Consider the following 23,344-nt stretch of genomic DNA (forward strand, 5'->3'; position numbering starts at 1 on the left):
TTCTTCACACCATACTTTGGTATTTCAAATCTAAGTGTATAGTCATCACATAGATCATATAGTTCTTTTATTTTACTTGTTTGTTTTGCTGCCCATCCTATGTCTGTTGCATATTGATGTGTTCCTGGGCTATCTGGATTCCATTTCATCTTATAAAGAGTATTTTGTTTGTGGCTTTTGTTGTTTACATATTTTTCTGATATAAATTTTGCTCCACCTATTATAGCATCTTTTGGTGTGAACCATCCTTCATTGTATGCATAGGAACTTCCTCCACCTATTGGATTGCTATCTATTGCTCCTATTCCATACATATTATATACTGTTTTGCCACGTACATTTACTCCTGTTGCTAGTTTTGATTTTCCATATCCTGTTTCAAGTAAGGCATGTGATAATAGGTACATCTCATTTATATCATGTTTTTCACTTGCTTCTATAAATGCTGCACCTTGTCCTTCTAATACTCCCTTACCTTTTAATATATTGTTTAGCTGACTTTCACTAAGTCCACTGTTTCCTGATAATACTAGGAATTGATACATATTCTTTGGTGCTTGGTTTGAATTTTTGGTATAATCTGCTGAAACCCAACCTATTGTTCCATTGGCCTTTATCTTATACCAACCATTTTCTTCTGCTAATACTATATATATTTCATCTGATTTTACTTGGGTAAGTAAGGTCCCATTATCAGATGGAGTGCTTCTTACATTTAAAATACTTGCATCTACCTTTATAGAATAGAGATTTCCTATCTCTCCCCTACTTACTACATTTTCTTCCTTTACTCCCTTTACATATCCTCCATGAACCCAACCTACTACTTTGCCTGTGTTGATCTTATACCAACCATTAGATTCTTCTATTGGAATGAATTTTTGGCCAAGGCTCACTTGATCTATTACAGATGTGTTTGTAGTATAGCTTGCTCGTACATTTAATTTACTTGCTGTTATCATCACTTCTTTATGGCTTCCTTGATTGTCACTTTCATTTGCCTTGTAGCTTGTCTTTACATATCCTCCATGTACCCAACCTTGAGTATTGGATGTTTGTATTTTATACCATCCATTTGATTCTCCAATTATTGTATAGACTTGTCCATTTGATACCCTATCTACTATTTTTGTTTTAGTAGAATTGCTTTCTCGTACATTTAATGTAGATGTAGCTATTTTAAGTTGACCTATTATGTCATACTTGTATTCTCTGTCAGAGTTATGGATGAAGTTTTCTGGATTTAAATATTTATCTAAATCTGGTAAGTTTGCTGTTACCCATCCTGAGCCATATTTATCTGTTTGTGGATTGATATTTAATTGTGTTAGTAAATAATCTTGGAAGCTCTTACTATAGTTCATATTTTGATATATTATATTTCCTGTTACTAAGTGAGCTATTTCACTTGTTACTATTTTGTTTGTTCCCTTTATTTTTGCATTTACTTTGAATATATAATTTCCTCTATCTGTTGGTGTAAATACAAGAGTATTATCTAGTGAATATTCTTTTATATTCTTCCATTCTTCACTATTTCTCTTTACTAGATATTCATATTCTACATTTTGATTATCAGCCAGTGCTGATATTGTTATAGGGGTATTTATATATGTTGCATTTTGCTTGTCTTTTGAAATGCTCACCTTTTGCAAGTATTCTTTTATTGTTACTGTTATTTCCTTTGAAACTATTTTGTTTGTTCCCTTTATTCTGGCATTTACTTTTATGCTAAATTTACCAGCATTTTTACTTGTGTAGTTTATATTGTTTGTAGTGGAGTAATTTTTGATTACGTTATATTTACCACTTGAATCTTTTATTAAATATTCATATTCTACATTACTAGAGCCTACTGCTTCTACTTTTATCTGTATATTTTCATTTATATATGTAGTCTCTTTATCTTTTGTGATTGTTATATCTTTTAATTCTTCTTTTGGCTTTTCTGGCTCTAGTGGTTTTTCAGGCTCTGTTTGACCTGCTATTTTTTTTACATATCCACCGTGTATCCAGCCTGTTAGTTTGCCTGTGTTTATCTTATACCAGCCATCATTTTCTTCAAGTGGCTTATATTTTTTACCCTTATATACTTGAAAAATTCTTTCATACTTAGTTGAAGGGCCTGTCCTTACATTTAATATCGGTGTATCTATTATCAATTCTTTTGGTAATTGTATGATTGGTTTTTCTGGTTTTGGCTTTTCTGGTGTAGGCTTGTCTACTTTTACTTTTTCAGCATATCCTCCATGAACCCAACCTGTTGCTTTTCCTGTATTTATTTTGTACCAGCCTTTTGATTCAGCTATTACCTTGTATTTCTTGTTTTGTAATACTTGATCTAATATTTTACTCTTTGTGGTATTGCTGCTTCTTACATTTAATCTTGTGGCTGTTATCTTTATTTGTGTGCTAGTTGAATTTGGTGTTTCAGGCTTTGGTGGTATAGGCTTATCTACCTTTATTTTTTCAGCATATCCTCCATGAACCCAACCTCTTACTTTTCCTGTATTTATTTTATACCAGCCATTTGACTCAGCTATTACCTTGTATTTCTTGTTTTGTGATACTTGATCTACTATTTTGCTCTTTGTGGTATTGCTGCTTCTTACATTTAATCTTGTGGCTGTTATCTTTATTTCTGTGCTGCTTGAATCTGGTACATCTGGTTTTGGTGGCGGAGTTGGCTTTGGTAGTGTAGGTTTAGATGCACTTACCTTTTCTACGTATCCTCCATGTACCCACCCTGTTACTTTTCCTGTATTAATTTTATACCAGCCATTTGCTTCAGCTAATGGTTTGAATTTTTGTCCCTTTGTAACTCCAGATATCCTATAGCTATTTGTACTAGCTTTTAATCTTACATTTAAACTAGTAGCTGTTACTCTTATTTCTTCATAATTTTTATTAGCTATTGTAGTCACATAATCACCATGTATCCATCCTATAGTATTACCTACCTTTATTTTATACCATGATCCTTTTTGTTCATAGACTGTATAGACTTGTCCTATCTTTACTTGAGATATTCTTTTGCTGCTAGTTGTAGGGCTAGTTCTTACGTTTAATACCCCAGTTGTAACTTTTACATCTTTTATACTGCTAGCAGCTGCATATGAGATATTTGGTGATAATATTTCTTTAAACTTATTTTGTGATTGATCTTTTATATCACCATCTGAGGCTGCAAAAAACACAAGCATTCCTGATGCTAATATCAACACTTTTCCCTTCAAAATATCCCTCCTTATGTTCTTTTGTTTAACTTTTAAAGCATAATATTACATTTATATTACTATTGTAACATTATTTTGACTTTTATCAACAGGTTATTGGTACTATTTCTAAGCTTATTATATATATCGACAAAATATATCTTTACTTTAGTTTTTAGATAAAGAATTTATCATACATAATAAAACATTTTTCGACAAACCTTTCGACAAAAGATTAAAGTTATAATTAAATATGCCGATATATAATATGCCGATATATAATATACCAATATTATGAAATGAGGAATGCACACGAAAATTAAACTATGCAAAATATGACTAAAATATTATATGAACAAGCAGAAAGTATCAAAAGAAATAGGGAAAAATTAAGTGAGTCTATCTGACTATCTTTCATCTTGATTCATATCAATCTCTTCCTTATAATCAAGATTTATTTGTTTTAGATTTATTGTTTAATATATTCCAAATTTCTTTTACTCTTTTATTTGAAATTCATCTTTAGACTGTATTTCCTTTATTCTTAAAATAATTATTCCACTTTTACTATAAATTATCATTAAGACAATTGACTATAACAAAACCTTCGCTGAACAGCGAAGGTTTTGTTATTTTGCTATATTTACTACTTTTGCTTGTCTTACTTCTGCCATAAAGGCTACATATCTTAAAAATACATAAGCCACCATAACAATAGCCCAAATTGTTTCAAATTTTGCTATTATGTTGATTATACTTAGTCCATTACCACTCATTAGTAAATATTTATTTACCATATTCATAGCTATAGCGCTTATTACAAATGGAAATGTAAATGCTGAATATGATGGATAGAATTTCAGCTTTAACATTTTAGGCATCAATATAAGTCCATAGAGTGTCATTATAAGTGATAATGCTGATAGAAATATTATCATTATCATACTTTTTTCTTCAAATGAGCTCATATATCCTGCAAGTAGTAAGCTTGCTGGTGCTGCAAATATTATCTTTAGTGGCTCTGCTGGTTCTGGTATTCCTTTTATTTTTATAACCCTATATAAAACTATTGGTATTAGTGGTAAATATACAACTAGTCCATACCAAAATAATATACGGCCTATATTTGTAAGTCCATATGCAGGAGATGTTATACTTCCTACTACTATTCCTACAAAAAGAACAAAATAACTTGCAAATACTTTTTTTATATTAAAACCCACTATAAATTTAGTGATGAAATATATTATCAACATTATATTGATTGATAAGCTAGTTATCCACATTATAAATGCTAAGTTCTGTAGATAAGGTTTGATATATGTGGATAAAATCATCATTCCCATAGGATATGTTGCAAGTACTCCTGAAACTGCTGGATTCTTTAATGCTTCTTTTATTTGATCCCAAAACATTAGTATCTTAGCTGTAAGCATCAAAAATATAAGGCCTGAAATAGCTCCTAGAAATAATCTATATCCATTTCCAAAAGGTGCTATTAAATTCCCTAGTGCCGCTAGCCCTAGCATGAGACCACATATTGCTACTGGTAGTTTTTTTATTAAATTTATCATTGTTATGCTCCCAATGCTTCTTTATCTAAGTCCACTAGGTCTAATTCTCTTACTATTATTCTTGCTGCTGTTTCTGCTATTTCTCCTGTGAAAGATATACATTGTGCCTTATGCTCTCCACTTGCCATATCCATTCCTTTTGTATGAACACTACAACATAGTACCTTGTGATTTTTTCTGAATTCACCTTGTAATTCATTTGCAAGTTCTAGAGTCCTCACACTTTTTGGATCTTGAGGATTTGTTCCTTTGCTTCTACCAAAGAAATAGCCCATCATCATAACTCCACCAGATACTGCTCCACATACACATTTGGACTTTCCTATACCTACTGGAAATCCTGATGCCATTGCTATCATTTCTTCTGGCATATCTATTCCAAAATTACTTCTTACTGATGCAACTACTGCCTCAGAACAATAATATTCTCCACGATGAAACATTGCCTCTGCATCTTCTCTTACCTTTTTTATACTTATTTCTTTATTCATATTTATAACCCCCATTTTCTTTTACTATTACATATGGTTTAATTATAGACAAGTTGGTGTTAAGAATCTATCATTATAGAATTATTCTATGATTGTCTTGGAGGTTATAGATGAAGGTTATAAGAAAGAGTCATTTTTTTACTAGTGGGACATGAGAACCGTCCCCATGTCTCATATTAAGCTCTATTTATTAAAGGATAGATCACTATAGCAAGTATTCCACCAATTATTGCTGTATATAACTGTGGCAAAGTAAATGCTGCTATTATAGGCATTGGTACTTTGGGTATAAATAGAGGTAGTATCATTCTAACGGATAAGGCTAAAAACCCAAATTTAATTAATGCAGATATTACAAGTGCAATCCAATTACTATATTTCATATTAATATTATTTATATAGAAAAATGCTAATACAAATAATATATTGCCTATAACTATTATAGGTATGAGTGGAGCGAGTCCTATTATGCCTACTGAAAATGCTATGATTGGTGTAAGTGTTCCAATTATAACTGCTGATGTAGGTCCTATCATAAGTGCTGCTAATATCAATGTCATGTTTACAAGTGGACCTACAAGAGGTTGGGCAAATTGTCTAAATCCTATTTGAAATACAAGTGCAAGTGCTAATAATAGAGCTGTTCTAACTAATTTTTTAGTATCCATTTTAATTCCCCCTAGATTAATCTTTGTTTATATTATAACATAAAAATCATCCTAAGTAGGATTTAGGATGATTTTTATACTTTTACTCTTTCTCTATATGATATAAATTTTATGAATTCTAGGGAGGTATCGTCTATATATTTGATTTCATCTATTATCATATTTAATTGATCATTTAAACTTAATATTTTAAATATATTTTCTAACGCTTTAAATACCTTTATTTTTACAATGTTATTGTCTAATCTTCTTTTATCTTCTATATGTTTTTCTACTATAGAGTTTATTGGGTATATGTCTATCCAATCATTTTGATCTATATTTTTTAATATATCTTCTTCTATGTCCATTATTTTATCTATTAATTCTGATAATGAGTAATATTCTATGTTTGAAGGTGTGTAAGAAGCAATAGATATAGAATTTTCTGTATTTAGCTTTAGTGTTTCTTGTATATGTGATTCACTGCTTAATATTTCTTTATATGCTTTTTTTATTTCTTCTGCTGGACTTATATTTAATTCTTCTCTTAGTCTTTTTACGCATCTATTATAATGTTTTAATGCTTTTTTCCTATCTCCAATTTTTATATATATTTTTATGATTTCTAAATATAATTCTTCTTTTAATGGATTTATTGCTAGCATATCTTCTAATATTGATATAGCTTTTTGATATTCATTATTTTCTTTATAATTATCTTTTAGCTTATATAATGTTTTTATATAATTTCTTTGAAGCCTTTCACGTTCATAAAAGACCCAATCATTAAACTTAGGGCTATCTTTTATATAAAATCCTTCTAAAAATTCCCCTTTATATAATTTCTTCATATTCTCTAATTCCTTGGTGGTTTTGTCATCTATATCATTTTCAAAGTTTTCTATATCTACATATATATCTAATTTTTCATCAAAACAAATTGTCTCTTTGTCTGAATTAAAGGGATCTATTCCTTGGTTTAGTTTTTTAAACAGTTTTCTAAACTGCCACAAATTATATCTTAAATTATATCTACTTGTATCAAAATCATTTGAATCCCAAAACATATCTGCAATTTTATTTCTATTAAATTTCTTGTTTTTTTCTACTGCCATATAGTTTAATATTCCTATTGATTTATGACTTAATTTATCTATTATAGATTCATCATTTAAAAGTATTTCTACTCTTCCTAGTAAATATATATTTAATTTAGCCATCTATAACACCTAGATTTCCAAAAATTATATTTCCTTCTTTTATGGTTAATTCTACTTTTATATCTTTTATTTTATCCTTTTTTACCTTCAAAGGATTTTTATCTAATACTAGCAAATCAGCCAATTTTCCTTTTTTTATTGAGCCCTTTTTTGTTTCTTCAAATACTGAATATGCTCCATTTATGGTAAATAGTTTCAAGGCTTGCATCTGGCTTATTGAAAAGTCCTTGTTTGGATGATTTACTGCTGTGTGTATTCCAAGTAATGGATTTATTGCTATTACATCACTGTCTGATCCACCTGCTATTATTAATCCATTTTCTATTATCTTTTTGAATGGATTAGTATTTTTTCTTCTCTCCCCTAATCGTCTGTCATATAAATCATCTTTATCTCCCCAATAATATTCATATGAGGGCTGCATTGATAATATTAAATTTAATTTTTTTGCTCTTTTTATATGATCATCTGATGGAAGCTCAAAATGTTCTATTCTATGTCTATGATTTTTTATTTCAGAATTATTAAAGGCATATTCATATGCATTTAATATCTGATCTATTGCCCTATCACCTATTGCATGAACTGTTATCTGTAGGTCATTTCTATGAGCATCTAGTATAAATTCATTTAATTCTTCATCGGAAAAATATAGTCTTCCTTTGTTTTCTATATCATCTGAATATCCTTCTTTAAGGGCTGCATTTCTTGAACCAAATGAACCATCTAAAAATATACATCCACCAATTCTTTTTAGCCCCTTTTTCTTAACCATATCTACATCTATAGTTTGATAAAATAAATTTATATCTATTGGAAATGAATCGCCTTTATCTATTATAAATTCTGCATCCTTATTGTGAAATACAAATCCACCTTCTAAAGCTCCTATTGTAGTTACTCCTTTTTTTATTGCAAGGTCAATTGCCTTATATACTCCTCTTTTTCTTACGTTTTCTGATAGACTATTTAGTATTTGATTTCTGATATATGCACTGGCCTTTCCTTTAAGTCTACCATCTGGTAGTCCTCGAGAGTCTCTAATTATCCCATCTAAGTCAAATGGAATGTTTAATTTATTAAGTGCCATGGAATTTATAGAACTTATATGATATTCCACCCTATTTATCCATACAGGATGATTTGGAGCGCATTTATCTAGTTCATATCTTGTAGGCATCCTAGCTTCTTTTACCCTTAAATCATCATAGCCTATACCTCTTATAAGTGTTCCTTCTGGCTTTTGTTTTGTTTCTTCTTCTATTTTTTCTTGCAATTCACTTATTGTCTTTACATCAGATAAATCTAATGAAAGTAAATTTAGGCCTGTTTGAACTAGATGGACATGACTGTCATAGAATCCTGGTAATATAGTTTTACCTTTTAAATTTATCACTTCTTTTGATTCATTTATATATTTTTCATAACCTTTCCTCTGTCCTAAGTCTAATATTTTACTATCAGATATTGCTATCCAACTAGCACTTGGAACTTTTTCATCTATTGTGACTATATCTGCATTATATATTAATAAATCTATTTTTTTCATCTTCGCATCCTTTCTTTTAAATATTAATTTCATTCTATCATATATAAATAAATAAATTCCCCCATATGGAGGAATTTATTTATCTTGCATTTAATGTTCTTTTTAAAAAGTCATATATAACTTCTGCTGTTTTTACTACTGTATCTATTAATACATACTCATCACTAGCATGATAGTTTTCACCATGAGGCCCAAATACAAATGTAGGTACCCCTACTCTTGTTCCTATATAGTTGAAATCTCCTATACTAGAAAAATATGCTGTAGTAGCTTCATCTCCAGTTACATTTTTTATGCTTTCTTGAATTAAAGAAGTATATTCATTGTCTTCATCTACTGTATAAGGTAAAAATCCATCACTATCTTTGCTAGGTGATTTTCTGAAATTCACTTCTACTTGACTTTTTATATTTGCTTTCTTTACTGCCCTATTAACTTCATCTATTATATATTCCTTATCTTCTCCTCGAACTATATGCCTAAATGCTGTAAACTGCGCCTTGTCTGCTACACTACAAGCAGCTCCACCACCATTTATTTCTACAAGTGCAAAAGAACCTTGCCCTAATTTATCATCTTTTAATCCTTGCATCTGCTCTAGTTCAACTATTACCTTTGCCGCATCGCTTATTGCATTTATTCCAAGTTCTGGTGCTGCTGCATGGGATGATTTCCCTTTGAAGTTGACACTGTAGTTATATCCACCTCTTGCGCCTAAACAAAGACATGGAAAATCACATCCAGAAAAACCGCTGCTAGGTTCTGGTACTATTGCTACATCTACATCCTTTGTAAGGTCATCCTCTATCAAAGCATCTGTACCAAGTCCAAAAGGTCCTTCTTCATCTGATACTAATGAGTAAAGTATTTGACCATCAAATTCTTTTATTGTGTTTTTAAAAGCTTCTAGAGCAAGTATTATAGCTGCTACTCCTGATTTCATATCAAGAGCACCTAATCCATATAAACGATTTCCTTCTCTTCTTGCTTTTAATGGATCATAGGTCCAACCTTCACATATTTCTACTGTATCTAAATGACCATTTAATAATATCTTTGGTCCATCTTTTTTTCCCTTTAAAGTCCCTATTACATTTTTGCCTTTATACTTTGTTATCTTTTGATCTTCATATTCATGCATTTCTACTGGTATATCCTTTTCTTTCATCAAATTATATGCATAATCCATTATTTTGTCTTCTCTGAAATAAGGGCTTTCTATTTCTATAAGTGAAGATAGTAATTCTACTGTTCTTTCCTCATTTATATATTCCCTATAATTGTCCGTCATTTTTATCCCCCTATTATACTGATTTTTCTACTCTTTCTTCATCATGATATGTGTTTATTGAATCTATATCTCCTTCTTTAAATATGAACTTACCTATAAAGGCATAAAATATTGCTATAGCTGGTGTTAAGAACGATAAGAATACATAGGGGAAATAATCCATTGTAGGAACTCCAAGTGTCCCTGCAAAAAATACCCCACATAAGCCCCATGGTACTAGAGGTGATGTTACTGTTGCTGAATCTTCTGATGTTCTTGAGTTTACTTGTGGTAATATACGCAATTTTTTATATGCAGGTACTAGCATACGAGATGGTATTATTATAGCTATATATTGACTTGCAGAAAATAAATTTACTGCAATTGATGATAATACATGTGTTGTAATAAGTCCTTTTGCACTACTTACTAATACTGATATCTTTTCAAGTAATACTTCAAGTATTTTAGTTTTTTCAAGTATTCCCCCATAGCTAAGTCCTATAAATCCTAGAGATATTGTCCACATCATACTTTGAAGACCACCACGACTAAGTAGTGCATCTACTGCCTCTACTCCAGTTTCTGATACAAATCCATCATTCATATAAGCAAGCATTTCTCCAAGTCCATATCCTTGGAATATCATTGCAAATGCTAAACCTAAGAGAGATGCTATTACCATTACTGCAAGTCCCGAAAATTTCTTAACTGCAAGTATAACTATTACTACTGCTGGAATTAATGTTACTGGTGAAATATAATAATTTGAACTAAGTCCATTTAATATTCCATCAATTTGTGCTGTGTCTATTGTTCCACTAGAAAATCTCATTCCTATTACCCCATATATTACAAGAGATATTAAAAAAGCAGGTCCTGTTGTATAAACCATTGATTTTATGTGGTCGAAAAGGTTTGCCTCAGCTACACCAGCTGCTAGATTTGTAGAATCTGATAAGGGTGACATTTTATCTCCAAATATTGCTCCTGTTATAACTGCTCCTGCTGTTATTGGTGCTGGTATTCCAAGTCCATATCCTATTCCCATAAATGCTACGCCAAATGTAGCTCCTGTTGTATATGAACTACCTGTAGATACTGATGATACTGCACATACAAATGCTACTGTGATTAAGAATATCTTTGGTGATAATATTTTTAATCCGTAAAATATGAGTGTAGGTATTGTTCCTGCTGGTATCCATGATGCTATAAGTACTCCTACAAGCATAAGTATAAGCATTGGAAGCATTGCTATCTTACAACCATAAAGTATACCTTCTTGTACATCATCCCAGGAAAAACCTGATATAAGTGCTATAATTGATGCAAATGTTGCGGCTATTATAAGTGTAATATGAGTTACGTAATCTTGCTTTAATATGAAAATTTGTGCTGCCATTGCAATAGCTAAAAATATTATAACTGATAATGCTGCAATAAAACTGGGTCTTTTTTCGCTTGTGTCTTTTAAATTGCTCATTAAATTACCACTCCTTATTTGTATTTGTTTCTATCTTAACATAGGCTTGTGGTATAGAGCGTTTTAATTTATGTTTATTTTTGATTTTTCTGAAATTTCTTTTATTTAATTCATTTCTAAGTGTGCATACTAAAAGACCTCTTGAAATTAATTTCAAGAGGTCTTTTGTCATTATTTATATGGTCCACTCACTATGAACTATGCCTAAAAGATACCAGGTATCTTCTACTTGTTCAAATACCAATCTAAGACTTTGCCAGTCCATACCCTTATATTCAGGGTTAGAGCCTTCAAAATGATATTCTATAAATTTGCCATTTGGATATGCTTCTTTTATATTGTTTATGGTATTTCCTTCACCTATGCTGATGTTGTTACCTATTATATGTGGGTTTATAAAATCCTTGCTATATACAAATTCATCATAATAGTCTTTGAATTTAAGTTTTATAGGACTTCCTTTTCCATCATAACTTCCCCATTCATATTTTTTATCATCTTCTAATAAATTTGCTACTTGATCTTTTGTAAAATTTTGATCCTTTTTAGTGTCTATATATGCATATGGAGTGAATGTAAGTCCTTTTTCAGGATGAACATATTGTGCTAGTTGATCCATATCTTTTTCCTTTAAGAGCTTTAGTGCCTTCATTGATTTTACTATTAGATTGTCTCCTAATATTTGATTATTTGAATCATTCTTATCTCTTCTTTCAAATATTCTATCAGATATGATCCATTTATTATCTTGGTATGTGAGCCTTACTCTAAACCTATATTTTCCTTTTAATGCATTTTGATTTTCTTGTATTAATTCATAGTTTTTATCATCTGTTTTTTCTAATTTATATGATTTATCTTTATATATTCTTACTGGTGCATCTGTTGGTATTACATATAATTCATCTTCTTTTTCCTTATAATAAGTGTTTACATAAGCTTCTGCTATATCTTTTTTTGTGATTCCAGCAAGATGATCTATAAGTTCATTTTTATTATTATAATTTTTAACTTTTTCATCATCATTTCTATCTACAAAAAGTCTATTCATGAACTCATCTTCTATTTCTATTGCTTTTTTCTTTGTGAGCTCTTCTTTATCATCATTGTTACTATTATCATTTCCACTATTTATTACATTGAATGAATTGACCATTTTCTCTATGATTTCTTTGTTTTCATTATAATATTCTACTGGACTAACAGATATGAAGTGATATTCTTTTTTGTCCTTTATATATACCATTTCATAATGATAATTTTCATCCATTTTACCTTCTATTATGGTAGCTTCTAATCCACTTTTCAGAGTAACTTCCCTTTTTTCTAATTCTTCTGCTTCTGCTGCCTTATAAGGTTTAGATACATCTTCAAGGTAATTTACACCATGTGCTATTATATCCTTTTCATCATCATTTGGAAAAAAGGCTATTCCATCACCATTGTCTGATTCTCTATATTCCCAGCCTTTTGGATATTTTATAGAAAATTTAAATCTAACATTTGTATATTTATCCCAATTAGATTCTTCTTCAGCTTTATCATCATTGTCTTTCTTATTTTCATCACCATTTTTTTTATCATCATTTGGCATTTCTTCTTCATTGTTATTACTATTATTATCTTCAGGTGATTCTGCACTATCATCACTGCATGAAACTATGAAGATAGATATAAATAAAATTAATATTATTGATATAATTTTTTTGCTTCTCATAAAAATTCCTCCTTACTTATTTCATACCCCAAAGAAGTAAAATTAAAAAAGGATCATTCGCGGGGCTCAGGATGACAAAGTATTGTAATGTTTTTTTGAAGATTAAAGTGATGCAATTAAGATGTCTTCTAAAAGATTACAATGACTTTTTATGGTGCTAGTATAGTCTATATTCTAGGAATATAAATAAAGCATTCACATATAATAGATAAATGAATATTATAAAAAATAAAAATATTTGAAAAAAGGCTTGACAAATATAATTTTAAAGCTTAGTATTGTATTTAATATATAAATGCATTGATGGAGAGAAAGATATCTAAATTTAATTACAGAGAATTAGTGATGGTGAGAGCTAATGTTGAATTGATATGTAATATACACTCCTAAGCAGATTTGCTAAATGATTAATTTCTAGTAGGCAAATACGAGGGCCCAACGTTACATGGGATAGGACTGTTAGGTCTGAAGAGATGATTATTGTCATAATGAGGGTGGTACCGCGGAAATTAAATCTTTCGTCCCTATAAATAAGTTTAATGCTTATTTGTAGAGACGAGAGATTTTTTTATTGCGTTAAATACATGGGACACCAGAACCGTCCCCATGTCCCAAAATTAAAGGAGGAGTTAAAATGAAAAAGAAATTGTTTAGTTTATTAGCCCTAGTTCTTCTAGGAAGTTTAATTTTTAGTGGCTGTGATGTGAAAAATGAAGCTGAAAGCAAGGGTGGATCTGAAGCTCAATATACTATTGGCATAAGTCAATTAGTAGAACATCCTGCTCTTGATGATGCAAGAGCTGGCTTTATTGATGGACTCAAAGAACTTGGTGTAGAAGTAGAAATAGATTATCAAAATGCTGCAGGTGAGATACCAAATACAGTGAGTATTGCAGAAAAGTTTAAGAAAGATGAAGTGGATTTGATTTATACTATAGCTACCCCTGCTGCCCAATCTGCAAGGCAAGTGACAAGCGATATTCCAATATTATTTTCTGCTGTTACTGATCCTGTGGAAGCTGAAATAGTTGATGATTGGGATCAAGTAGGCGCAAATGTGACTGGAACTAGTGATAAGGCTCCTATTAAGTCCCAACTTAAAATGTTTAAGGAAATTGATCCTAGTATAAAGACTATTGGTATACTTTATAACACTAGTGAAGCTAATTCAGAGGTACAAATAAAAGAAGTAAAGAAATTAGCTCCAAATGAGGATTTAGAAGTAATAGCTGTTGGTGTATCTAATGTAAATGAAATACCTCAAGCTATTGATTCACTACTTAAAAAGGTTGATGCAGTTTATACCCCAAGTGATAATCTCATTGCATCATCTATTGAATTGATAGCTAGCAAATTAATAGATAAAACAATAATTTCAGTATCAGCAGAATCTGCCCATGTAGAAAGTGGTACTTTAATCACAAATGGTCTAAGCTACTATGAACTAGGAAAACAAACAGCAGCTATGGCAAAGGAAATTCTAGTAGATAAGAAATCACCATCAGATATTCCTGTAGGTGTAGCAGAAAATATAGTAACTACTATTAATGTAAATACTTTAGAAAAGTTAGGATTAGATAAGGGCCTAGAAATATTTAAAGATGTTAACAAAGTAGGAAAATAAATAAGTTGAATTTTAGGAGGATTTATTATGAATTCATTAATTATTACATCCATAGAACAGGGACTTATATTTTCAGTCCTTGCTATGGGAGTTTTTATAACATATAAGATATTGGACATTCCAGATTTATCTGTAGAGGGTACATTTCCCCTTGGTGCATTTGTTTTTGCAAGATTTATTATACTGGGAGTAAATCCTATACTGAGTACACTTTTAGCCTTTGGTGCGGGATTACTTGGTGGACTTTTAACTGCAATACTCTTTACTAAATTAAAGATAAAACCATTATTATCAGGAATACTTACTATGACTATACTATATTCTGTAAACCTTAGGATTAATGGAAAGGCAAATATACCACTTTTTTCTTATGATTCTATATTTGATTTGGGATCAAGTATGATTATTCTTATAGGTATTGTAATTTTAATTAAAATTATTTTAGATGTATTCTTAAAGACGGAAATAGGTTATCTTTTAATAGCTACAGGAGATAATGAATCATTAGTAAAATCCCTTGGACAAAATAGTAATAAATATAAGATAATGGGACTTATGCTTGCAAACGGACTTGTAGCAATGAGTGGTGCTATGATGGCACAGATGCAAGGTTTCGTAGATATTACAATGGGTAGCTCTATTATTGTTGTAGCTCTAGCTTCCATTATAATTGGTGATACTATTAGAAAGAGTTCAGAAAAAATGAAAAATACCTCAAGGGCAATACTTGGTGCTATAAGCTATAAGATAATTGGAGGAATTGCTATTGATCTAGGACTCGCACCTAGTGATCTAAGGGCAATAAGTGCAATAATTGTGATAATTTTCTTATCATACAATAACTTTATTCCAAGTTTGAATTTATCTAAAAGAGAAAGAGGAGTTGCTCAAAATGCTAAAAATAGAAAATCTATCAAAGAGTTTTAATAAAAATACTGAAAATGAAATAAATATTTTTGAAAATTTAAATTTAAATATAGAAAAAAATAAATGCACATCTATTATTGGTTCAAATGGTTGTGGCAAATCCACTCTCTTAAATATGATAGGTGGAAGTATTGATATAGATGGTGGAAATATAGTACTAAATGATAATGATATTTCTAAATTAAAGGAAGAAAAAAGAGCTATTCATATAGGAAGAGTATATCAAAATCCATCTATGGGAGTTTCCCCTTCCCTTAGCATACTTGAAAATCTGAGCCTTGCTGATAAAAAGGGCGAAAGATTTTCACTTAAGAGATTGTTAAAGCGAAATAAGGAAGACAGATATATAGAGCTTTTAAAAGATTTGGATTTAGACCTTGAAAATAAATTAAATACAAAGGTAAAGTATTTGTCAGGTGGTCAGAGACAGTCACTATCTCTTGTAATGGCAGCTATGAAATTCCCTGATTTGTTATTATTAGATGAACATACTGCAGCACTTGATCCTAAAACATCAAATGTGATAATGAAAAAAACCCGTGAACTTCTGAAAAAATATTCTATAACAACCATTATGATTTCTCACAATATGAGAGATGCTATAGATTATTCAGATAGGATAATAATGCTTGATAAGGGTAAAGTTGTTTTAGATAGGGATAGTAGAGATATCACTGAGGCTGAACTTCTAAATATTTACAGGGAAAAGATATCACATACCAATAAGCTTTACAACTAATGATATAAATATAGGTATTGTAGCAATACTAAATAGGGTGGATAAAAATACTGATTCACTAGCTAATTTGTAATTTGAATCACTTCTTCTTGCAAATATAGCTGCATTTGCTGCTACTGGCATTGCCATAAGTATTGCTATGACTCCTGCTACCATTTTGGGAATTGGTAAAAGTGATAATATAAATAATATTGGTATGGGAATTATTATTAGTCTTATCAATACTACTGCTATAAGTTTTTTGTTTTTTATAACATTTCCTACGCTTGAATCACCTAGCATTGTTCCTATTACTATCATTGCAAGTGGAGTTGTAGCCTTTCCCAAACTATCCAAAGCATCAAATAATGGTCTTGGCAGTGTGATTGAAAACAAAAACAATACAAGTCCTATTGCTATTGAAATAGTACCTGGATTTATTAGCATTTTAAAGTTAATCCTTGTATTACTTTTTGGATTTGTAAGGATTACACCAAGGGTCCACAAGAGCATATTAAATAAAAGATTAAAAATAACAGCATAAAAAAGCCCTTTTTCTCCATATATTAATAAAGATACAGGATAGCCCATAAATGCTGTGTTTGGAAATATCATAGAAAATAAATATATACCTCTATCTGGTTCTTTAATATGTTTTAATTTTACAAATAAAAGTCCTATTAGTATTGCAAATAAATAAGCAAAGGGCCCTATGATCAATATTAGCAGTCCATTGTTTAAAAGTTCTTTTGAAAAATCATAATTAAGAGAAGTAACAAGAAGTGCTGGTAAGGTTGCATATATTATAAAGTTAGACAATCCTTTTATGAAGTCTTCTTCAAATATATTTGTTTTTTTCAGTATTAAACCTATTGTTATAAGTATGAATAATACTAATACTTGTGATAATACAGTTGATAAATCCATATTATTTATATTCTATCTTTCATCTGTTTATATATCATATTAGCTATACCCATACTATTTTCCCCATCTGATACTTCATTTGCAAGTTCTTCATAAAACATATCTGTAAATATTTCTCTTCCCTTGCTTTTTTCACTTGCTTCTATGACTGTTTTATTCATTTCTTTAAACATTATATTTGTAAATATTGCTTCAAAATCTTTGCATGCTTCTAGTAATTTTTCTTGGTCTTTTGTTTTTTCAGTTGCTGTTTTTTGAACTAAATTATTCATATTTATATTTGTATTATTTATATTCATTTATATCACTTACCTTTTAAGATTATTTGCTTGTTGCATCATCTCATCTGATGTGTTTCCATTAACACTTAATTTAAAACTTCCATCTCTAGTATATCGAGCCTCTCCATTTGGAAGCTCTACTTGAAAAAAGCCATCTCCATCTATTGCTACATCAAGTGGATTTCCTGTTTCTATAGCACTACCCTGAGTCATATCTTTGGATGTTGCTGAAACTCTAACACCATGACCTACTTGTATATTTACTGGTGCATTTCTATCATCATTTGGATTAGGTTTTTTAAGTTCTGTATACATTAAATCTTTAAATTCTGCCCTATTAGACTTATATCCTATTGTATTTACATTTGATAAATTGTTTGAAATTGTATCTATATTAAATTGTTGTGCTTTCATTCCATTTGCTGCTGTCCATAATGATCTAATCATTGTTTTCCCCCTATACTCTTCCTATTTCGTTTACAGCCTTTTCTAATACCCCATCATATGCTTGGATGTTTTTTTGGTTAGCCTCATAATTTCTCATAGTAGATATCATCTCTACCATTTCTTTTATTGTTTCTACATTTGATTCTTCTAAATATCCTGAAAATACTTCTCCAGTAAAGGCAGCTTCTTCTGCTGTTTGACCTTCTAGTATTTTATATAGATTATCCCCTTGTTTTCTAAGAAACTCTGGATTATCTATTTCTACTAGATCAAGATTATTTGTGAAATCTAATGTGTTATTTTCTATATTTATATCTCCATTAATCCCCATTACCTTATATCCTTCATTTGTAACTAATATTCCTTCACTACTCACTTTAAAGCTGCCATCTCTTGTATATCTGGTTCCATCTTCTGTTTGAATCTTAAAAAATCCATCTCCATTTAGTGCTATATCTAATTGATTGTCTGTTTTCCTTATATTGCCTTGGGTGAAATTCGTGAAAATTCTGTCTGTACGTACTCCATTTCCAATTGTACCTACTCCATGTCTATTTGGCATAGTTATAATTTTATCTATCAATTCTCCACCTGCAAATATATTTCCTTCTTTATCTATTTCTATATCATTTCCTGTAATTTGAATCCTACCTTTTTCACCTAGGAGATAATTTTCACCATCACTTTTGATTTGACCATTATCCTTATAGTATGTTTTAAGATAGCCATCTTCTGTTACGCTAAATTTAAATTCATTGTCATAACCTACTCCTGCTGGTGTATCTATTTTAAAATATGCCCCCTTAGTTTGAAGTAGATATTCATCTCCATCTCTGGTTACTTCTACTCCTTTAAATGGTCTTATTTTAGCTTGGCCCGAATCATTAATCCTTCTTAGTAATTGTTCAGGAAATGACTCTGAAATCACCCCATCTTTTTTATATCCATTTGTATTTACATTTGAAAGATTGTTTGAAATACTATCAATCTTATGCTGATTATTTATCATGCCTGTACTTGCAGTATATAGCCCTCTAAACATTTTTTCACCCCATTAGCTATTAATAACTTTTAGACTCTGTAGACATTTGTTTTTCTAATAAATCCATAGAATCAAGTGATTGACCCGTTCCCTTTGCTACACAAGATATAGCTTCTTCTGCTATTAAAACATCTATTCCTGTTCTTTTCTTTATAAGTTTATCCATTCCATATAATAGAGAAGTACCACCTGTCATTATCATTCCCTTATCACTGATATCTGCTGCAAGTTCTGGAGGTGTTTGTTCAAGGACTGAATGTACTGCTTCTGCTATTGCTGTTACAGTTTCTTCAAGTGCTATGAGCATTTCATCTGATGAAACCTTCATTGTTTTTGGAAGCCCTGTAACTAAATCCCTACCTCTAATATCCATAGTTATTTCTTTTTCTCTTGGATAAGCTGTACCTATTTTAACCTTCATATCTTCTGCTGTTCTCTCTCCTATAAGCATATTATGCTTACGTCTCATATATTTTACTATAGCTTCATCCATTTTGTCCCCAGCTAATTTTATAGATGCACTTACTACTATTCCTCCAAGTGATATAACAGCTATATCTGTTGTTCCACCACCCATATCTATTACCATATTTCCATCAGGTTGGGTGATATCAATTCCTGCTCCTATTGCTGCAGCTATTGGTTCTTCTATTAAATATGTTTTTTTTGCACCTGCTTGCATACTTGCTTCTATTACTGCTCTTTTTTCTACCCCTGTTACTCCAGATGGTACGCATATTATTATTCTAGGTTTAAATAAAAATCTCCCTACTGCTTTTGATATAAAATGTTTTATCATTTTTTCTGTTATATTATAATCTGATATAACCCCATCTTTTAACGGTCTTATTGCTATTATATTTCCTGGAGTCCTACCAATCATTTGCCTTGCCTCTTCACCTACTGCCAAAATTTGATCTGTGTTTTTATCTATTGCTACAACAGAAGGCTCTTGAAGTACTATCCCCTTATTCTTTACGTATACTAATACACTTGCTGTTCCTAAATCTATTCCCATATCTGATCTTAATGAAAACATTTAAATTCCTCTCTTCCTAATAATATATATATTATATTGTATCATAAACTTCTTTTTTTACATACTTCTATATATTATTATTTCGACAAAAATATTTAAAATCCTTTATTTTTGAAGAAATTAAAAAAGAACCGATATAATCGATTCTTTATTTCTCATCTATTGTTTTTTATTTTGCACCACTTACTGCTCCATATTTTATTTTTGTTGCTTTTCCGCCTCTAATATGTCTTTCAGCCTTGTTTTTTTCTAAAACACTCTTTACCTGTACTGAGATAAGAGGGTTTATCTTGGGAAGGCGTTCAGTTACATCTTTATGAACGGTACTTTTACTTACCCCAAATACATTTGCTGTCTTTCTTACTGTTGCATTTTCTTCTATTATATAATTAGCTATTTCAAGAGCCCTTTCCTCTATATAGTCTTTCACTTGCCTAACCCCCTTTAAATGGCACTTATCTTTTTACATTATTATGCTTTTATAGTGATGAATAGAACATTTCTTATTCAAAATCTGGTATATAAGCCTTTGGATCAATGTTTTTTCCATTTTCTAGTACTTCAAAATGTAAATGTGGGCCTTGTGATACTTCATAGCCTACTGCTTCTCCAATAGAAGCTACCAGATCACCCTTATTTATACTTTGATTTTTTTTCACTAAAATTTTCTCTGAGATACCAGCATATTTTGTTATAAGCCCATCTCCATGGTCAATTGTTATTACTCTTCCTAAATCATCTGTATCTTTTATATCCTTTACTACACCTTTAAGTACTGTCCTTACTGAACTTCCTTTATTTGCCTTTATATCTAATCCATCATGTGTAGTCCATTGTTCTAATGTTTCTGAATAAACTAGCTTATCTCCTGCAAATCCCATAGATTGTTTGCCCATTATAGGTACAAGCATAGCCTTAGCACGTCTTGCATTTACTGATACTTCTACTGCTTCTTCTTCCTTTTTTGCTTCTTGTTTTACTTGTGGCTTTGCTTCTTTTTTAGGCTCTTCTTTTGCTTGTACTTGTGGTTTTTCTTCTTTTTTAGCTTCTTCTTTAACTTCTTCTTTTGCTTGTGGTTCTTCAATCTTTTCTTCTTTTTCTTCTTCTTTTATTTCTGGTTCTTCTATTGCTATTTCTGGTTCTTCATCTTCTGGGAAATAATCTAATATATCATCTTCTGCTTTTTGTTCTTCTTCAAGTTTTGATATCTGATTAAAATTATCTCCTGAAACCCATACTGCTGTTACTCCAACTATGCATATACACAAAAATAATACTAGATAAAATCCATCCTTTTGTGTTACTTTTTTGATTTTATCCTTTAATTCATTTTGGTTCTTCTTTTCATTGTTGTTATTGTTGTCATTATCCATATCTACACCTCCATATATATGTAAAAACTATTTCAGTTACTATTATTAACAAGAAAAATTTTTTTATTCAAAAAATACGCAAGAAAAAACCCCACTTTAAAATTTCAAAGTGGGGTTTTAAATATATTTAATTAATCTCTATTTGCAAGTAATACTAGCCTTATAAGTTGTGCTATACCAACAAGTGTTGCCGCTACATATGTGAGTGCTGCTGCACTTAAAACTTTTTTTGTAGGCTTTATATCTGCTTGTGCTATTATGCCATTGCTAAGCTCTCCTATAGCCCTATGTGATGCATTAAACTCCACAGGGAGTGTTATAACCTGAAATGCTACTACTGCAATGTATAAAAATATTCCTCCATATACTAAATCACCTATACCAAGGATAAGTCCACCAAATACTAATATCCATACAAATCTTGCCCCAAATCCTGCTATTGGTGCTATATTGTTTCTAAGAAGTAGAGGAAAGTATCCATTTGCATGTTGCAAAGCATGACCTACCTCATGTGCTGCTACTCCTACTGATGCTATTGAACTTCTTTGATATACATCTTGTGATAATCTTAATACTCTTTTTCTAGGATCATAATGATCAGATAATTTCCCTCTAACCATTTCTATATCTACATCATGAAGACCATTTCTATCTAATATTGTACGTGCTACTTGATATCCAGTATAGCCTGATTGACTTGTACGTTTTAAATATTTATTAAATGTGCTTTTTACTTTTGTTTGGGCATACATTGCAAAAATAATAGTTGGTAATAATAATAAGAATCCTATATCATTAAAATACATATACCATCTCTCCTAATTTTCCTTTTTTCTATCTATATATTCTTGCCTACATTCCCATGAATGGAAATATATTTTCTTATCATCTTCTAATAATATATGTGCATCATTTTTAGCTATCTTTTCTTTACATATAGGGTCTATTACATATTCTATTTGTTCTTCTTTTTCTGCTACTTTTGTATTGTCATTTGCTTGATTTTGTTGTTTTTTTGCCTCTTCAATTCTTTGGGCTATCTTTTTTCTATTTATCAGTGTATATATTATTCTTAATATATTTGAAACAATAATATATAATAAGAATACTCTAAAAGCTCCAGTCATAAATTCCACATAATCACCTCTTAATATTTTTCTATTGAATCATAAATATTTAATAAAAAACTTGATAAATAATCTATATTTTTTTCATATTCCTTTGGATGCTCGTTCATCATTGCAATAAATGTTACAAGTATTGTTTCCAATAATCTTTCTTCATATTTACATTTTAAATTTTCATCCTTTTCATTTTCAGATATTATTTTTTTGACTCTAGTAAGTAATTCTTTTTTTATATCTATCTCTTCATTTTTAAGATTAGAAGACTTGATTAAATGCTTTCCCATTCCTTTTCTTTCAAAGATTTCCTTGTATAATATTTCTACAAAAGAATTTATTTTAAATTCTTTTTGGCCTTTACTATATATTATATTATCTAATTTTTCAAATGTCTCTATCCAACTTTTATTGAATACATTTAAAAATAATGTTTGTTTGTTTGGATAATAGTTATAAAGGGTGCCTACTGCTATCCCTGAACTTTTTGCTATTATTTTCATATCTACATTTTTATATCCATGTTGGGAAAACAAATTAAATGCTGATGAAAATATTTTATCTTCTATTCCATCTATTATTTTAGGCATTTCAAAGTACTCCTTTATAAGAATATATTATTATGAACCTATATTCATAATAATATATTTTATGATTTTTGTCAAACTATTAT

General features: G+C 30.2%; 22 protein-coding genes and 1 other annotated feature. Of the genes, 3 read left to right on the forward strand and 19 right to left on the reverse strand.

The window, feature by feature from the left end; genetic code table 11:
* The 9 genes from ACTHUW_RS04560 to ACTHUW_RS04600 form a co-directional block, all read right to left on the reverse strand.
* Positions 1–3,236, reverse strand: a 3,236-nt coding sequence (locus tag ACTHUW_RS04560) for an SH3 domain-containing protein (RefSeq protein ID WP_442212693.1), incomplete at its 3' end; no start/stop codon positions are given.
* Between the two features lie 608 nt (positions 3,237–3,844).
* Positions 3,845–4,789 (reverse strand): TDT family transporter, encoded by a 945-nt coding sequence (locus ACTHUW_RS04565; protein WP_442198877.1) that lies wholly within the window; start codon positions 4,787–4,789, stop codon positions 3,845–3,847.
* Positions 4,790–4,791: 2 nt separating this feature from the next.
* Positions 4,792–5,280 (reverse strand): C-GCAxxG-C-C family (seleno)protein, encoded by a 489-nt coding sequence (locus tag ACTHUW_RS04570; protein ID WP_442198876.1) that lies wholly within the window; start codon positions 5,278–5,280, stop codon positions 4,792–4,794.
* A gap of 176 nt (positions 5,281–5,456) precedes the next feature.
* Positions 5,457–5,948: an ECF transporter S component gene (locus tag ACTHUW_RS04575; RefSeq protein WP_442212695.1), complete on the reverse strand. Its 492-nt coding sequence runs from the start codon at positions 5,946–5,948 to the stop codon at positions 5,457–5,459.
* 74 nt (positions 5,949–6,022) lie between these two features.
* Complete coding sequence (locus tag ACTHUW_RS04580) at positions 6,023–7,150, reverse strand: AfsR/SARP family transcriptional regulator (RefSeq protein WP_442212697.1); 1,128 nt, start codon at positions 7,148–7,150, stop codon at positions 6,023–6,025.
* Positions 7,143–8,699, reverse strand: a complete 1,557-nt coding sequence (locus ACTHUW_RS04585; protein ID WP_442212699.1) for an amidohydrolase — start codon at positions 8,697–8,699, stop codon at positions 7,143–7,145. Before ACTHUW_RS04585 ends, ACTHUW_RS04580 begins: the two co-directional genes overlap by 8 nt.
* Positions 8,700–8,778: 79 nt before the next feature.
* Positions 8,779–9,990: a M20 family metallopeptidase gene (locus ACTHUW_RS04590; protein ID WP_442212701.1), complete on the reverse strand. Its 1,212-nt coding sequence runs from the start codon at positions 9,988–9,990 to the stop codon at positions 8,779–8,781.
* Positions 9,991–10,003: 13 nt separating this feature from the next.
* Entirely contained in the window at positions 10,004–11,455 is a 1,452-nt protein-coding gene (nhaC, locus tag ACTHUW_RS04595; RefSeq protein WP_442212703.1) for a Na+/H+ antiporter NhaC, read from the reverse strand.
* 175 nt (positions 11,456–11,630) lie between these two features.
* Entirely contained in the window at positions 11,631–13,172 is a 1,542-nt protein-coding gene (locus tag ACTHUW_RS04600) for a hypothetical protein (RefSeq protein ID WP_442212705.1), read from the reverse strand.
* 291 nt (positions 13,173–13,463) lie between these two features.
* Positions 13,464–13,701 (forward strand) — a binding site (T-box leader).
* Positions 13,702–13,806: 105 nt separating this feature from the next.
* Here ACTHUW_RS04600 and ACTHUW_RS04605 point away from each other — a divergent pair.
* From ACTHUW_RS04605 to ACTHUW_RS04615, 3 genes are read left to right on the forward strand one after another with little or no spacing between them, the layout of a single operon-like run.
* A complete protein-coding gene (locus tag ACTHUW_RS04605) occupies positions 13,807–14,796 on the forward strand; it encodes an ABC transporter substrate-binding protein (protein WP_442212707.1) in 990 nt (329 codons plus the stop codon).
* 27 nt (positions 14,797–14,823) lie between these two features.
* Entirely contained in the window at positions 14,824–15,723 is a 900-nt protein-coding gene (locus ACTHUW_RS04610) for an ABC transporter permease (protein ID WP_442212709.1), read from the forward strand.
* Positions 15,689–16,462, forward strand: a complete 774-nt coding sequence (locus ACTHUW_RS04615; protein WP_442197815.1) for an ABC transporter ATP-binding protein — start codon at positions 15,689–15,691, stop codon at positions 16,460–16,462. Before ACTHUW_RS04610 ends, ACTHUW_RS04615 begins: the two co-directional genes overlap by 35 nt.
* Here ACTHUW_RS04615 and ACTHUW_RS04620 read toward each other — a convergent pair.
* From ACTHUW_RS04620 to ACTHUW_RS04665, 10 genes are all read right to left on the reverse strand, one after another.
* On the reverse strand, positions 16,436–17,368 hold the full coding sequence (locus ACTHUW_RS04620) for an AEC family transporter (RefSeq protein WP_442212711.1): 933 nt from the start codon (positions 17,366–17,368) through the stop codon (positions 16,436–16,438). The genes ACTHUW_RS04615 and ACTHUW_RS04620 overlap by 27 nt on opposite strands.
* A 5-nt stretch (positions 17,369–17,373) precedes the next feature.
* Entirely contained in the window at positions 17,374–17,667 is a 294-nt protein-coding gene (locus ACTHUW_RS04625) for a rod-binding protein (protein ID WP_442212713.1), read from the reverse strand.
* 9 nt (positions 17,668–17,676) lie between these two features.
* Positions 17,677–18,096, reverse strand: coding sequence for a flagellar hook-basal body protein (locus ACTHUW_RS04630; protein WP_442198865.1), 420 nt, complete (start codon positions 18,094–18,096; stop codon positions 17,677–17,679).
* 10 nt (positions 18,097–18,106) lie between these two features.
* On the reverse strand, positions 18,107–19,138 hold the full coding sequence (locus ACTHUW_RS04635; RefSeq protein WP_442212715.1) for a flagellar hook-basal body protein: 1,032 nt from the start codon (positions 19,136–19,138) through the stop codon (positions 18,107–18,109).
* 19 nt (positions 19,139–19,157) lie between these two features.
* The gene (locus ACTHUW_RS04640; RefSeq protein ID WP_442210215.1) at positions 19,158–20,177 is read right to left on the reverse strand and encodes a rod shape-determining protein; all 1,020 of its coding nucleotides are present in this window, start codon (positions 20,175–20,177) and stop codon (positions 19,158–19,160) included.
* 169 nt (positions 20,178–20,346) lie between these two features.
* On the reverse strand, positions 20,347–20,607 hold the full coding sequence (gene spoIIID, locus ACTHUW_RS04645; protein WP_442197809.1) for a sporulation transcriptional regulator SpoIIID: 261 nt from the start codon (positions 20,605–20,607) through the stop codon (positions 20,347–20,349).
* Between the two features lie 73 nt (positions 20,608–20,680).
* Positions 20,681–21,550 carry a peptidoglycan DD-metalloendopeptidase family protein gene (locus ACTHUW_RS04650; RefSeq protein WP_442212717.1) on the reverse strand — a complete coding sequence of 290 codons (870 nt, stop codon included), beginning with the start codon at positions 21,548–21,550 and terminating at the stop codon, positions 20,681–20,683.
* Positions 21,551–21,681: 131 nt separating this feature from the next.
* On the reverse strand, positions 21,682–22,356 hold the full coding sequence (locus ACTHUW_RS04655) for a zinc metallopeptidase (protein WP_442197807.1): 675 nt from the start codon (positions 22,354–22,356) through the stop codon (positions 21,682–21,684).
* A gap of 12 nt (positions 22,357–22,368) precedes the next feature.
* Positions 22,369–22,686 carry a hypothetical protein gene (locus ACTHUW_RS04660; protein WP_442197806.1) on the reverse strand — a complete coding sequence of 106 codons (318 nt, stop codon included), beginning with the start codon at positions 22,684–22,686 and terminating at the stop codon, positions 22,369–22,371.
* Between the two features lie 11 nt (positions 22,687–22,697).
* Entirely contained in the window at positions 22,698–23,261 is a 564-nt protein-coding gene (locus tag ACTHUW_RS04665; RefSeq protein ID WP_442197805.1) for a TetR/AcrR family transcriptional regulator, read from the reverse strand.
* Between the last annotated feature and the right edge of the window lie 83 nt (positions 23,262–23,344).

It is taken from the genome of Senegalia sp. (in: firmicutes) (assembly GCF_052088025.1).
GTDB lineage: Bacteria > Bacillota > Clostridia > Tissierellales > SIT17 > Anaeromonas.

Excerpts from the sequence above, each read along its gene's own strand:
- ACTHUW_RS04565 (WP_442198877.1), bottom strand. The coding sequence starts at position 4,789 with ATGATAAATTTAATAAAAAAACTACCAGTAGCAATATGTGGTCTCATG.
- ACTHUW_RS04570 (WP_442198876.1), bottom strand. The coding sequence starts at position 5,280 with ATGAATAAAGAAATAAGTATAAAAAAGGTAAGAGAAGATGCAGAGGCA.
- ACTHUW_RS04575 (WP_442212695.1), bottom strand. The coding sequence starts at position 5,948 with ATGGATACTAAAAAATTAGTTAGAACAGCTCTATTATTAGCACTTGCA.
- ACTHUW_RS04580 (WP_442212697.1), bottom strand. The coding sequence starts at position 7,150 with ATGGCTAAATTAAATATATATTTACTAGGAAGAGTAGAAATACTTTTA.
- ACTHUW_RS04585 (WP_442212699.1), bottom strand. The coding sequence starts at position 8,699 with ATGAAAAAAATAGATTTATTAATATATAATGCAGATATAGTCACAATA.
- ACTHUW_RS04590 (WP_442212701.1), bottom strand. The coding sequence starts at position 9,990 with ATGACGGACAATTATAGGGAATATATAAATGAGGAAAGAACAGTAGAA.
- nhaC (WP_442212703.1), bottom strand. The coding sequence starts at position 11,455 with ATGAGCAATTTAAAAGACACAAGCGAAAAAAGACCCAGTTTTATTGCA.
- ACTHUW_RS04600 (WP_442212705.1), bottom strand. The coding sequence starts at position 13,172 with ATGAGAAGCAAAAAAATTATATCAATAATATTAATTTTATTTATATCT.
- ACTHUW_RS04605 (WP_442212707.1), top strand. The coding sequence starts at position 13,807 with ATGAAAAAGAAATTGTTTAGTTTATTAGCCCTAGTTCTTCTAGGAAGT.
- ACTHUW_RS04610 (WP_442212709.1), top strand. The coding sequence starts at position 14,824 with ATGAATTCATTAATTATTACATCCATAGAACAGGGACTTATATTTTCA.
- ACTHUW_RS04615 (WP_442197815.1), top strand. The coding sequence starts at position 15,689 with ATGCTAAAAATAGAAAATCTATCAAAGAGTTTTAATAAAAATACTGAA.
- ACTHUW_RS04620 (WP_442212711.1), bottom strand. The coding sequence starts at position 17,368 with ATGGATTTATCAACTGTATTATCACAAGTATTAGTATTATTCATACTT.
- ACTHUW_RS04625 (WP_442212713.1), bottom strand. The coding sequence starts at position 17,667 with ATGAATATAAATAATACAAATATAAATATGAATAATTTAGTTCAAAAA.
- ACTHUW_RS04630 (WP_442198865.1), bottom strand. The coding sequence starts at position 18,096 with ATGATTAGATCATTATGGACAGCAGCAAATGGAATGAAAGCACAACAA.
- ACTHUW_RS04635 (WP_442212715.1), bottom strand. The coding sequence starts at position 19,138 with ATGTTTAGAGGGCTATATACTGCAAGTACAGGCATGATAAATAATCAG.
- ACTHUW_RS04640 (WP_442210215.1), bottom strand. The coding sequence starts at position 20,177 with ATGTTTTCATTAAGATCAGATATGGGAATAGATTTAGGAACAGCAAGT.
- ACTHUW_RS04650 (WP_442212717.1), bottom strand. The coding sequence starts at position 21,550 with ATGGATAATGACAACAATAACAACAATGAAAAGAAGAACCAAAATGAA.
- ACTHUW_RS04655 (WP_442197807.1), bottom strand. The coding sequence starts at position 22,356 with ATGTATTTTAATGATATAGGATTCTTATTATTATTACCAACTATTATT.
- ACTHUW_RS04665 (WP_442197805.1), bottom strand. The coding sequence starts at position 23,261 with ATGCCTAAAATAATAGATGGAATAGAAGATAAAATATTTTCATCAGCA.